14 protein-coding genes are annotated in these 12,486 nt (G+C 64.4%); 1 reads left to right on the top strand and 13 read right to left on the bottom strand.

Annotated elements, in window-relative coordinates:
• The 13 genes from ACRQDJ_RS09180 to ACRQDJ_RS09120 all read right to left on the bottom strand — a co-directional run.
• Positions 1-243: helix-turn-helix domain-containing protein (locus ACRQDJ_RS09180; protein ID WP_435718002.1), on the bottom strand; the 243-nt coding region annotated here is incomplete at its 3' end.
• Between the two features lie 237 nt (positions 244-480).
• On the bottom strand, positions 481-1,071 hold the full coding sequence (locus ACRQDJ_RS09175) for an NUDIX hydrolase (protein WP_284890143.1): 591 nt from the start codon (positions 1,069-1,071) through the stop codon (positions 481-483).
• Positions 1,072-1,143: 72 nt separating this feature from the next.
• Entirely contained in the window at positions 1,144-2,784 is a 1,641-nt protein-coding gene (gene murJ, locus ACRQDJ_RS09170; RefSeq protein ID WP_435718001.1) for a murein biosynthesis integral membrane protein MurJ, read from the bottom strand.
• Positions 2,781-3,638 (bottom strand): hypothetical protein, encoded by an 858-nt coding sequence (locus ACRQDJ_RS09165; RefSeq protein ID WP_284890140.1) that lies wholly within the window; start codon positions 3,636-3,638, stop codon positions 2,781-2,783. Before ACRQDJ_RS09165 ends, murJ begins: the two co-directional genes overlap by 4 nt.
• A 15-nt stretch (positions 3,639-3,653) precedes the next feature.
• Entirely contained in the window at positions 3,654-4,706 is a 1,053-nt protein-coding gene (locus tag ACRQDJ_RS09160) for a copper transporter (protein ID WP_284890139.1), read from the bottom strand.
• A gap of 12 nt (positions 4,707-4,718) precedes the next feature.
• A complete protein-coding gene (steA, locus tag ACRQDJ_RS09155; protein WP_016442698.1) occupies positions 4,719-5,894 on the bottom strand; it encodes a putative cytokinetic ring protein SteA in 1,176 nt (391 codons plus the stop codon).
• Positions 5,895-5,899: 5 nt separating this feature from the next.
• A complete protein-coding gene (gene recN / locus ACRQDJ_RS09150) occupies positions 5,900-7,615 on the bottom strand; it encodes a DNA repair protein RecN (protein ID WP_284890138.1) in 1,716 nt (571 codons plus the stop codon).
• The gene (locus tag ACRQDJ_RS09145; RefSeq protein WP_026429285.1) at positions 7,612-8,457 is read right to left on the bottom strand and encodes an NAD kinase; all 846 of its coding nucleotides are present in this window, start codon (positions 8,455-8,457) and stop codon (positions 7,612-7,614) included. Before ACRQDJ_RS09145 ends, recN begins: the two co-directional genes overlap by 4 nt.
• A gap of 34 nt (positions 8,458-8,491) precedes the next feature.
• Entirely contained in the window at positions 8,492-9,328 is an 837-nt protein-coding gene (locus tag ACRQDJ_RS09140; protein ID WP_284890137.1) for a TlyA family RNA methyltransferase, read from the bottom strand.
• A 19-nt stretch (positions 9,329-9,347) separates the two neighbouring features.
• Positions 9,348-9,584, bottom strand: coding sequence for a hypothetical protein (locus tag ACRQDJ_RS09135; protein ID WP_284890136.1), 237 nt, complete (start codon positions 9,582-9,584; stop codon positions 9,348-9,350).
• Entirely contained in the window at positions 9,581-10,597 is a 1,017-nt protein-coding gene (locus tag ACRQDJ_RS09130; protein WP_284890135.1) for an HAD-IIA family hydrolase, read from the bottom strand. The genes ACRQDJ_RS09135 and ACRQDJ_RS09130 overlap by 4 nt, the downstream gene beginning before the upstream one ends.
• Positions 10,597-11,379, bottom strand: coding sequence for a hypothetical protein (locus ACRQDJ_RS09125; protein WP_284890134.1), 783 nt, complete (start codon positions 11,377-11,379; stop codon positions 10,597-10,599). The genes ACRQDJ_RS09130 and ACRQDJ_RS09125 overlap by 1 nt, the downstream gene beginning before the upstream one ends.
• Positions 11,376-12,137 (bottom strand): hypothetical protein, encoded by a 762-nt coding sequence (locus ACRQDJ_RS09120; RefSeq protein ID WP_284890133.1) that lies wholly within the window; start codon positions 12,135-12,137, stop codon positions 11,376-11,378. Before ACRQDJ_RS09120 ends, ACRQDJ_RS09125 begins: the two co-directional genes overlap by 4 nt.
• 136 nt (positions 12,138-12,273) lie before the next feature.
• Here ACRQDJ_RS09120 and ACRQDJ_RS09115 point away from each other — a divergent pair.
• On the top strand, positions 12,274-12,486 hold a 213-nt coding region (locus ACRQDJ_RS09115), incomplete at its 3' end, for a hypothetical protein (RefSeq protein ID WP_284890132.1).

The raw sequence follows: 12,486 nt of genomic DNA, 5'->3' as shown, positions 1-12,486 counted from the left end.
CCCCCCCCCCCGCGCCTCGCGCTGCCCGGGTTTCTCGCATTCGGTAATCGCACCGGCATCTTCGAGCGCCACTAAATGCCGGCGCACCCCTGCCGGAGTGAGAATAGCCAGCTGGGCCAGTTCCGCGGCGCTAATAGGCCCGCGTTCCATAATGAGGCGCAGAATTCCTTCGCGGGTTGTTTCTTCCCGGGGGCGGATCCCTGCGCTTTCTTCCGCTGCCATCTGGATCACCACCCCTTCCACTGTTCTACACCTTCACCGAGCATCCGTGAGCACCGCTCGGAACCCTGGCCCGTAGCCCGAGGCTCCCCCGCATCACTCACCGCTGCTTTATCACGCGCCGGCCTGCTATATCTAGGACCTCGCCATCCAATTAAACAACACGGGCGTTGCGTAATCTAGTTTGGACAGCCTAACCGGACGCAAAAAGGCGCGAGCTTGCCGGTGCCCGCCCGCCGGGCGCGCGGGTTACGCCCGTGGCTAAGCGCTACGCGCCAGGTAGGCGAGTACCGCGGCCACCAGCTGCGGATTGCCGAGCCGCCCAGCCAGAATCGCCTCGCGCACCCGAGCGAGCGGCACCCACCGCGCCTCAATTTCCGCCTCTTCATCCTCGCGGGCGAAGGTGCTTGCGGCCGGGGCCGGATCGCGGGTGAGATACACCGTCATATGTTCATTGGTGAAACCGGGCGAGGTGTAGAAGCTGGTGAGGAACTCTAGGTTCCCGGCCTCATAATCCGTTTCTTCGCGGAGTTCACGCCGCGCGGCATCCGCGGGATCCTCGCCCTCGATATCAAGAATGCCGGCGGGAATCTCCCACAGGAGCGAGCTGACCGGGATCCGATACTGGCGGATAAGAAGCACTTCTTCAGCTGCGCCGTCGCCGCTATTCCGTACCGCCAGTACCGCAACCGCGTCACGATGCTCCACCCAATAGCGCTCCATGCGCGCCCCCACGCTGGGTAGTTCCACCGTATCCTCGTAGACGTTAATAAAAGGCGATTCGAGCACGCTGCGCCGCTCCAGGCGCCGCATATGCGCGGGACGGTACTCGTCGCTGAGCTCGTGGTTCATTGTTGTTCCTTTCCTCTGCAGGGCGGGCGGGTGCAGGCGTGCGTACACGCGTGCGCGCCCGCGGCCCGGCCCTTATGCATTCGCTTCGTCGAGGGCCACGGCAATGGCCGGCATTTCTTGGGTCGACGGCGCCTCTGCGTCACGCGCCAAACGTAGCGCGCGCCGGTCCACCAGGTAGAGCGCCACTCCCCCGATGGCGAGGGTGAGCGCGCCGGCCGCGCCGGTTGCTCCCAGCGCGCCCAGGGCACCTTCGCCCCACCAGCGCAATATCGCACGCCCGGTGGCGTATCCGACCCCGCCCGCAAGTACCGCGGCCGGGAGCACGATGCGCAAGGAGTAGCCCACGCCGCGTAGCGCCCCGGGGCCTACCGCGCGCCGGATCGCGAGGATATGGCCGATGCCGCCCACCGTCATACCCACGGACATTGCCGCGCCAATACTGATGAGGACCTCGGTGCGCCCCCGCACCCCCAGGCCGGCCGCGCCGATGAGCACCGCCACAACGCTCAGCCACGCCGCCGAATTGACGATAATGACCGCGCGGGCCGCCTCCACCGCGTAAAGCACCCGCGAACCGTGGTAAATAAAGGCGTAGCCGAGGAGGGCCGGCGCCATGGCCAGCATGGCAATATCCATATGGGCCACCGGGCGTGCCACCGCGAACAGCGCCTGGGCGGGTTCCGCCACCGCCACTAGCAGCGCCACGCATAGCAGGCCAATATCGAAAACGAGGCGAGAGGAACGGGCGGTAATCCGGGCCAGGCCCGGCCGCCCGGGAATCGCGGCGGCTTCCGCCAGGCGCGGGAATACCGCGGTGGCAATCGGGACGGCCAGCACCGCGTAGGGCACCATATAGAGCTGATTCGCGAACGTGAAAACCGGGTAGGTTCCCACGTCGCCGCGCGCATTGGCGAAAAGCATGACCGCGATGATTTGAATCTGCTGGGCGAGCAGGCCGGCCAGCCCGGCCCCGCTCAGTCGTAGCGCGCGCCGCCCGACCCCGGGCGGGAAACGGAAGGTGGGCCGTAACGTGATGCGCCGCAGCACCGGGATGAGCTGGGGTAGCGAAAAGACCGCCACTCCCGCCGTGGTGCCCCAGGCCAGCACGTAGAGTGCGGTGCGGGATATCCGGGCCGGATCGTGCTGGTTACCGGCGGCGAGCTCCGTAAAAATAAGGAACGTAATAATAACCGTGACGGAGGACAGCAGCGGGGCGAGTGCGGGAAGCACGAATTTTTTATGTGCCTGCAATAGCCCCGTGCACACCACCGAGAGCCCGTAGAGCGGAATTTGCCAGGCGAAAATCCGCAGCAGCGTGGCGGCGAAATCCACGCTGGCCGCCGGCGAATCCGCACCCAGGAGCACCTCCATAATGGGGTGGGCGCCCAGGGTCACCAGCCCGGCCACCGGAATTCCAATGGCGAGCACCCAGGTGAGCAGGGCGGATGCGGTGCGGGAGACTTCCGCGGCCAGGGCCTTCGCCAGGAATCTGGAGACGAGCGGGATAACCGCGGCGGCCAGGGCCCCGCCGGCCGCGATTTCAAAAAGCACATTAGGGACGGTATTCGCCGTTGAATACGCTTCCCCGGCGAGTGAGTCCCCCAGCGCCCCGTTTTGCACCCAGGCGCGCACGAAGCCCATGGCACGCGAGAGCAGGGTGAGAATCGCTATGGTTCCAGCTGCTCCGAGTGCCGTTCCGAGAACTTTTTTCATGCCCGGCCCGCCTGGTCGAGGGCGCGCAGCCACGGGTGGGTTGCGATGACCCGCGAAAATGATATTTTTTCGCTTGCGATATTAAGGGCGACGACGGCGCCCAGGGCCCCGCGCCGCACCCACGGGCCGCGGCTGGCCAGTGCCCACCCCAGGGCCGCGCCCAGCGCATTTGCCCCGGTATCACCGAGCATGACCGTGCCAGCGAGGTCCTCGGGCAGGCAGGCTGCGCCGGTGCCCAGCAGAGCCGCGGCAACGGGCCCCGCGGGCGGGTAGCTGACCAGAGAGAAGGGAGCCGCGGCGATAAGGGTGCCTTTCCAAGCCCGGCCCGGCGCGAGGTCGAGGAGATTAATAAGATTCGCGGTGGCGGCAATAAGAACGGTGCGTTCGGCGTGGAGTGCGAATCGCTTAGAGGGCGGCAGTCCCCTATCGGCAGGTAGCTTTCCGGCGAGGGCCGCGCCCGCCCCGATGATCACTATCTTCAGCGCCCCGGAAGTGAGGTGGCCCCGGGAAAGTGCCCCGAGGTGGCCGCGCAGCCCTTTGGAGGTACGCGAAAATGCGCCCTCGTAAAAATCATCAATATATCCGGCCAGTCCCCCGCTGAGCGCCGCGATCACCGGACCGGCCGAGCAGCGGCCTCCGGAGAGCAGCGCCCCCGCCGCGCAGCCCGCGGTGGTACCCGCCACCGCAACCGGGCCTTCCCGCAAACTCACGCTCCGCCCGTCTTTCGCGGTACGTTGCCAGGAGGGTGCGGACCGCCGGGAAAGCAGTTTCTCAGCGGCGCGCGCGGCGGCGTATCCGGCCAGGGCGGCAGCGCCCAGGCGCACCTGGTTCCTCCAGAAAGCAGAAAGGGTCATGCACCCATGGTACCGTTACTGCCCAGCCGGGGCCTGCCCACCTTCGGGAGCTTGCCCGCCGTCCGCGGGTGCGGGTGCCGGAGCGGGAGCCTGTTCGGGCTGCGGAGCCGGAGCAGGTTGCGCGGGCGCGGGCCCGGAAGCGCTCTGGCGTTCCCCAATTGCGCTATCTGCCCCCGGTGCTACCCCGAGGTGCACGTGCCGTTCATGTAGTTCAGCGGCCACCGCCATGGGAATATTGACATCGCCGAGCGCGGTTTGTGCCGAATCCACCGTCGAGCCGGCTTTGGCCGAACGCACGGCTCCCAGCACAGAATTTCCGTCAGTCCCCGCGCCCACCGCGACCGCCGGGCCGCGTCCGGCCATAGCCGCGAAGGCCGCCTGGTAGGTATCCGCGATATGCGGAGAGGTAGTTTCCTTATCTGCGGGCGCCGGTGCGGCTTCCGCCGGATCAGCGGTGATAAAAACAACCACCTCGGCGGCTTCGCTCGGAGCAACCGCCACATCAATGAGCTTATTTTCCGGAGAGGTGAGAAGCGTGATGAGCGTCGTCGCCCCCGCATCTTCCGGCGCGGAACGCACCACGGTATCCACGGCCGCCCCGAGAATCGCGTCCGCGGAACCACCCGCGGGCAGATCCTTGACGTAAGAACCGAGGTTACCGGAAAGCGTGGAACGGTAGGTGGCATATTCGGTATCGGTGAAAGCCGGGGCCAGGGTGATTTCCCCGGTGATACGCGCCCCGGCAGCGCTCAGGCTCTGCCGGGTTTTCTCCACAACGGCCCCGTCCGCCCCGGCAGCAGCCACGATAGCAACGCGCCGATTCGTCAGCGTTCCAGCATTGAGTTGTTCGCCGGCACCTAGCAGCGCCGTCGACGCAGCATCGAGCTGCGCCCCGCGTTGATCAAGCTCCACGCGCATCTTATCGCGCGATTCGCGCAGAGAATCCACCTGGCCGGTCAGCCCGTGCGCAATGGAATTTTGCAGCGGGCCGGCCCCGAGAATCACTCCGATGGCCAGCGCCAAAAACACCGAGACCAGGGAAACGAGATGATACCTAAAATCAACCATCAGCTAACTTTCCTAGAAGAGATTACGGAACCACTCGGCAAGATCCCCGAGGCGAGTGGTGAGCACGGACAGGAAGGTTTGGCCCGCACCGGTGACGGCCAGGGCCGCGAAGAGCGCAAACACTCCCGCGAGAATCAGGGCAACCAGCATCCAATTCGAAATCGAGGAGCGGTAGAGGCGCGAGACGCCTTTCGCGTCAATAAGTTTGCCGCCCACCACCAGGCGAGTGAGGAAGGTTGAGGCCATTCCCGCCCGTCCCTTATCGAGGAATTCCAGAATCGTATTGTGGGTGCCCACCGCCACAATGAGCTTGGCGCCTTTGGAATCGGCCAGCAGCATGGCAACATCTTCGGAGGTGCCGGTGGCCGGGAAGACCACGTGATCCACGCCCAGATCTTCCACGCGTTTCTTGCCGGGGGCGCGCCCATCCCGATAGGCGTGCACCACCACTTCGGCGCCGCAGCGTAGCGCTTTATCGGATACCGAATCCATATCGCCAACGATAATATCCGGCGTGTAGCCCAGTTCCAGGAGGGCATCCGCCCCGCCGTCCACCCCGATCATGAGGGGCCGGTTCTCCCGAATATAGGGACGCAGGGCGCGCAGGTCTTCCCGGTAGTCGTAGCCGCGTACCACCACGAGCACGTGGCGATGCTCCATGGACGTGCGAATATCGGGGATCCCCACCCCGTCCAGGATGAGACCCTGTTCTTCGTTGAGATATTCGAGGGTATTGGCGGCAAAAGCACGCAGTTGCACGGTCATGCCGGCGCGGGCTGCCTCGCTATCGCGGGCAATACTCTGCGCGGTTTGCAAGGTGCCTTCGGCAATAACGCGCCCGCCGGCCACCACGCGTGCCCCGTCAATATCCACCCACTGGCCTTCGGATATGTCCATAATTTCCGGGCCGAGGTCATCGATAAGCGGAATGCCGGCTTCTTCCAGGATCGCGGGGCCAAGATTCGGGTAGCGCCCCGAGATGGATTTCGCGGCATTGAGCACGGCAACGGGCTGCGCGGCCACCAGGTTTTCCGCGGCGACCCGATCCAGGTCCGTGTGGTTAATAATCGCTACATCGCCGGCTTGGAGACGACGAGTGAGATTCTTGGTGCGCGCGTCTACCCGGGCCGGACCGGCCAGGGTTCCTTCCGCAACGACCTTCTTTTTTCGCCATAACTTCGATGCCACAAGCTTTATAGTGCCACATTCGCGGCCTTAAGTAGCTCAGCTGCGTGCGCGCGTGCCACATCGGTATCGCTTCCGGAGAGCATACGCGCCAGTTCGGCTTCGCGTTCCGGCCCGCTAACGTCACGTAGTTCAGTGCGCGCGGCACTTTCTTCGAGTTGTTTCACGACGACGAGTTGGTGCTCGGCACAGGCCGCGACCTGCGCCAGGTGCGTGACCACAATAACCTGGGCGCTTCCGGCGAGTTTTGCCAGTCTTTTCCCGACGGCGCTGGCGGCACGGCCGCCAATCCCGGCATCCACCTCATCGAAAAGGAACGTGTGCCCCTGCTGGGCGCGCCGGGCCGCCAATCCCACTTCCAGGGCGAGCATGACACGCGAGAGTTCCCCACCCGAAGCACCGGAGGCAAGCGGGGCGAGTGGGGCACCGCGGTGGGCGGCCAACAAAAAAGTGACGGAATCCGCACCGTTAGGCCCGGGGTCCGCGGCTTCAACCTGAACGGTGAAGTGCGCATCGGGCAAGGAAAGTTCGGGAAGTTCCGCTTCCACCGCGCGGGCCAGTTCGTTTCCGGCAGCGGCGCGGGCCTCCCGCAGGACCGCGCCGGCTTTCTCCATGGCGGCGTGGGCATGAGCCAGCTCTTTTTCGAGGCGTTCCAAGGTGGCGGCCGGGTCATCAAGCTGCTCCAAGCCCGCGCGCGCTTCAGCTGCGGCCCGCAGGATTTCTTCGCCGCTCATCCCTAAGCTTTTACGGAGCCCCGCCAGCTCGGAGCGGCGCGAATAAATAGTGGAGAGTTCATCGGGTTGGGCTTGGGTGCCGCGCGCCAGTTCCGCAATATCCGCGTGAATATCGGTGATATCCGCTTCAGCGCTTTCCAGGCGTTCACGGAGCTCCTCAAGCTGGGCGTTTGGCATATCAGAACCGCTTAGCTCAAGGACGCGTTCGAGTTGCGTAAGCGCCACGCCCAGGGCGGATATGGCGCCGGCCTCGGTATCATTCCCGCTCAGGGCTTCGGCGGCAGCCGAGTAGGCCCCGTACATTTCCACCGCGTTTTCCAGAATCCGGGCGCGGGCCCGCAGGGCTTCTTCTTCTCCGGGTTGGGGATTGACCGCCTCGACTTTGTCGAGCAAAGCGCGGTACGCCAAACGTTGCTGGGCGGCGCGTTGCGCCCCGGCCTGAAAGATATCGCGGGCCTCGCGTGCTGAGCCGTAGTTTTTCCAGGCCTGCTCCCAGGTAGCTTTTGCCCGCGTGATGGTGTTACCCCCGAATTCATCAACCGCGGCGCGCTGCTGGCTGGGGTTGCCCAAGCGGATCTGATCGGATTGGCCATGTACGGTCACAAGTTCCGCCGCGATATCGGTGAGCACTGCGGTGGGCACCGAACGGCCTCCCACAAAAGCCCGAGAGCGCCCTTTGGCGGGAATATGCCGGGCAATAATAACTGCGGCGGTATCGCCCTCAACATCGTAGCGGCCACCGGCCTCGGTGATACGTTCCAGGAGCGGGGAGGAAGCCTCCACGAGGAAGGTTCCTTCCACTTCCGCCTGGGTTGCTCCGGCCCGCACCCGGGCCGGATTGGCTTTTGCGCCCAGGAGCAGGGTGAGGGAGGTAACCGCCATGGTTTTTCCGGCCCCGGTTTCCCCGGTGAGGGCTGTCAGTCCGCGCCCTAGATTAAGTTCGGCTTCCGCGATCACGCCGAGATTGCGGATGCGTACCTGGTCGATCATTCGCGCACCTCACGCTCGCGCCAGCCGCGCACCGGCAGATGGAAACGTGCCACCAGCCGCCCGGAGAAGGGGGTTTCATTCAGGCGGGCGAGCTTGACGGGCCGCTCCCCCCGCACCGCGGTAATAACAGTTCCTTCCGGGGCAACGAGCCGGCGCCGCGAATCGCAGGACACCATGGCTTCATCGCGCAACACCCGAACTTCCAAGGTGGAGTACGGGCTGACCACCAGCGGGCGGGTGAAAAGCGCGTGGGCTGCCACCGGGGTGAGAAGGAGTGCTTCCACGCTGGGCCAGACCACCGGGCCGCCGGCTGAAAAGTTATAGGCGGTGGAACCGGTGGGTGTGGAGAGAAGGACCGCATCGGCTTTGAAGGCGGAAATTTCGCGGCCGTCCACTCCAATGGACGTTTCGATGAGGCGGGAGTTAAAAGCTTTTTCTACCGAGACTTCATTGAGAGCCCACTGCACGATGCACGAGCCATCCGGGCGTTGTACATGCACATCAATGGTCATGCGTTCGGAAATAACCCAATCGCGCGCGGCGATACGTTCCACCACCGCGGGTAGTTCATCGGGTTGCGCTTCGGACAGGAATCCCATATGCCCGTAATTAATGCCGAGGATGGGCACATCGGTACTGCGCCCCAGCTCCGCGCCGCGCAAAATCGTACCGTCCCCACCCATCACGAGGATGAGATCCGCATCGCGGGCCCCCGCCAGCGTTTCGCTGGTATCCACCTGTATTCCGCGTTCTTCCAGGGCGACAATCGCATCGTGAGCGGCACGTTCCATCTGCGGTGGTAACGTGCGATTGACGACCAGGGCGACTTTTGGTTGTGCCATCGAATGCCTCCCCTCTCTTCAGGTATCCTACCCGCTACCGCGCGGGTCGTCCCTGCCCGGCCGGCCCGGCTGCCACCGCCGCCCGCACGTTTTCCTCGAGGTTCTCTCCGAGCAGATCTGGGGAGTTTTTCTTCATGTAGAGGAAGTATTCAACGTTACCGGCCGGCCCGGGCAGGGGCGAGGGCGCGACTGCTTGAATGGCCAGCCCGGCGCCGCGGGCAGAAAGGGCGACGTCGCATACCGCCTCCACGTGGTACTCCGGATCACGAACCACGCCGTGCGCACCAATCTTCTCCCGGCCCACCTCAAATTGCGGTTTGACCATGAGCAAAAAATCGGCCCGGGGCGAACTCGCGGCAGCAAGGGGTGCGACTAGCAACCGCAAAGAAATGAAGGAGAGGTCCCCTACGACCAGATCAGGCGCGGGGGCGACCGCCGCGGGATCTAAGGTGCGCACATTCGTGCGTTCCAGCACAGTGACGCGGGGGTCTTCGCGGAGTTTCCAGGCCAGCTGGCCGTAGCCAACATCCACGGCGACCACGTGGGCGGCACCGCGCCGCAGCAGTACATCGGTGAATCCGCCCGTGGACGCACCCGCATCCAGTGCGCGGACGCCTTCCACGCGCGGGCCGGCCTCCCCGAGGTAATCGAGGGCGCCGAGGAGTTTATATGCCCCGCGGGATACGTAACGATCCCGAGCGGCTTCTTTGACAAGAAGTGCCTGGGCGGGATCCATTTGGCGGGCGGGTTTCGTGACTTCGGCCCCGTCCAGGAATACTTGGCCTTCGCGGATGAGTACCGCGGCATCCTGGCGGGAACGCGCCAGTCCGCGCCGCACAAGTTCCGCGTCAACGCGCCGTAAACGCCCCATAGCCCCGCACCTTCCTGGTTTAGACCCGCGCCCGGGAGAGGCGCCGGCCCAGCTCGGCGTGAATCGCCTCCAATTGTTCAATCTGCTCGGGCAGGTCGAGCTCATTGAGATGCTCGAGGGCTGCCTCGATATTGAGCGGTGCGCTCGGGAGCGGTACCGCTGGCCCGGGCACACCTGGTTTTGGCGCACCTAGCCCGACAGCCCCCGGCCCGGGTGCCCCCGGCCCGGGCACCGCGCCTTTATCCTGGTCCGTCATCGCTGCTCCACGGTGATGTCCTCGAGAACGAGGTTCTCCCCCAGACCGCGATCCCGCGCGTCCCATACCGCGTGCACCGCAGCCCGGTAAGTATCCAGACCCAAGCGTGGCCCGCGTCCATCGGAGGTGACCAGGCGGGCCGCTGCGCCGTCGTTCCTTTCTTCAACCTGCGCCCAGGATGCACCGGCCACCCAGCGTTCGCCTTCCCGGTGAATATTCGGGTAATCCTCGTTGAGGACGCGCAGGTCATCGCCGAGGTAATCGGGGCGTTCCTCCGGGGCGGCCAGCATGATATCGCGCGCAGCGCTCACGCCGGTGAGCACGTGGAGACTGGGAATGCCGGCGGCGCGCGCCCCGCGAATATCGGTATTGAGGCGGTCGCCGATGGCGAGAGGATGGGTGGATCCGAGCATCTCCATCCCAATGGCGAAAATCGCAGGATCGGGTTTGCCCGCGGATAGCGGGGTCACCCCGGTGGCGTTGACGACCGCGGCCACAAGCGAACCGCAGCCGACCATAAATCCGCGTTCCATGGGGAGCGTGGCATCGAGGTTCGTGGCGACGAAAAGCGCTCCGCGCCGGATGGCCAGGGCGACTTCCGAGAGCGCCGCCCAGTCAATGGTCGGGTAGAAACCCATGATGACCACGTCCGGGTTATCGTCGGCCGATGCGACGGGCACAAGCTCCGTCTCGCTCACCGCGCGATGCAGGCCATTACCCCCGATGACGAGGGCTTTTGCTCCGGCAGGCACCTGCGCGGCAGCCAGGCGGGTGCTGGCCATCGCGGAGGTGAGCACCGTTGACGCCGGGGCTGAGATTCCGACGGTTGCGAGGTGCACGGCGACCTCTTCCTGGGTGCGCGAGGCGTTATTGGTAAGGAAAAGCGGACGCATTCCGGCCGCGATGGCGCGCGCGTAAGCATCAGCGGCGTTCGGTGCTGGATCGGTGCCAAGGTAGAGCACGCCGTCCAGATCGAAAATTGCGCCGTCGAAATGGGATACCAGGCTCGCCATTACTCTTCTTCCGACTCCTGCTCGGACTCCTGCTCCGATGTCGCCTCAGAATCCGCCTCAGAATCCGCACCGGTCTCAGCTTCAGCTTCGTTAACTTCGTACGCAGATTCCTGCGCCGGTTCAGGCGCGGATTCCTCCGCGGTGAAAAGTTCAACTTCGCCTTCGGCGTTGTAGACGGGGTTCCAGCGGGTACGCAGCTCTTCAGCTTCCTGCTCACGCCCGAGTTCTTCGAGGCGATCCGCCTTGATGAGCTCAACGCGGGCCCGCAATTCCTCATCGAGGTTCTCGACCTTGATTTTCTCGAGGACAGCCAGGCCAGCCTCCGAATCACCGGCATCCGCGCGGGCCCCGGAAGTCACCAGCGCCAATTCGAGCGTGGTGGCGGTATTGAGCCGCTTGAGCGGAATCTCCGCGATAAAAGCGAGGGCCTTTTCGGGCCGGCCTAAGCCGCGTTCCGAATCGGCCTCGAGGGCCACGTGCGAATAATCATCGGTCATGCGCCGGTAGGTACGCAGCTCACGCAAAGCTTCGGAGTACCGCCCGGTCAGGTAGGAGGTCAATCCCAACGCCTCACGCACAATATCGATGCGCGCGGCGTGCCGGTAGGCCGCCTTCGCGTGTTCGTAGGCAAGCTCAGGATTCTGATCCATCATGGAACCGGCATAAACGAGGTGCCGCGCCACGTTATCGGAAACCGCTGGCGCGAGCACCTTGAGCTTGCGCCGCGATTCCGCCGCAAGATCCTGCGCATTGACCGTTTCGGGAATAAAGGGATCCTTCACACCGCCACGGCTGCGCCGGTCATCACGCCGCCGCTTATCGTCCTCGCGGTATCTACCGCGTTCTTCGTGCCGCCGGTCCTCACGGCGATAGTTATCGCGACGGTGATCATCACGGTGCCGATCATCGCGCCGATGGTCGGCACGCCGGCGTTCGTCCCGCTCAAAGCGCGGCTTGTCATCATAGTGGTCGCGGCGCCCGTAGCTGCTGTTTTCGCGTACCTCGTGTTCTTCGGTACGACGACGATCTTCGCGGTCAGGGCGCTCATTGAAACGATTATCGCGCCGGCCCCCGAATCGCTTGTCCTGGCCTCGGCGGTTATCGCGCCATTGGCCACCGCGTCCTCCGCGCCGGTCTTGGCGGTCGTAGCGGCTATCGCCACCACGATCCCAGGATCCGCGAGATCCGCGTGAATCACCCGACTCGCGATCATTCCAATCGCGCCGGTACCCGCGGTGGTCGTCTCGGTCGTGACGGTTATGGAATCCACCCTTGTGGCCTCGTTCGTCGCGGCTGTCCTGGAAATTACCGCGCCGATTCCACGACGAACGCCGGTTTCCACCGTTGCGTTCACCGCGAAAGTCTCGCGATTCCCATGAGTCACGGTCGCGGCCATAGCCGCGGCCCCCACGCCGGTCGTTGTTATGACGGTTCCAGTTTCCTTCACGGTTATCCCGACGCCATGAGCCTCCGCGGCGGTCATTCCAGGCTTCGCGGGGATCGTTCCAAGCGCGTCCCTCACCGCCTTCTCCTGATTCATGCTGCAAGGATTCGCGCCGTTGCCGTGCGGACCTCCATTGTCCTTTCGGACGGTCGTCTTCGGAGCGTTCTTCGCTCCATTCTTCGTGGTCAGACATTTCATTCCTCGCAGTTCGATTGTAAAGAATCACGATGCTGTGCTTATTTTAGGCCGACTCCAGCTCGGCCGCGCGCTGAGCAGTAAATTTTGGCGCGCAGAGATTAAAAAGGTGTGGGGTGTGTTCTATGCCCTAACAGATAAGACACAAACACACCCCACACACTACAAAAAATATGGCGGCAGTGACCTACTCTCCCACACCCCACCGAGTGCAGTACCATCAGCGCAAACAACCTTAGCTACCGGGTTC

It is taken from the genome of Actinotignum urematis (assembly GCF_051264595.1).
Classification (GTDB): Bacteria; Actinomycetota; Actinomycetes; order Actinomycetales; family Actinomycetaceae; genus Actinotignum; species Actinotignum timonense_A.
The sequence above is the reverse complement of the archived record's forward strand: the minus strand, read 5'-3'. Positions and strand labels throughout refer to the sequence as shown.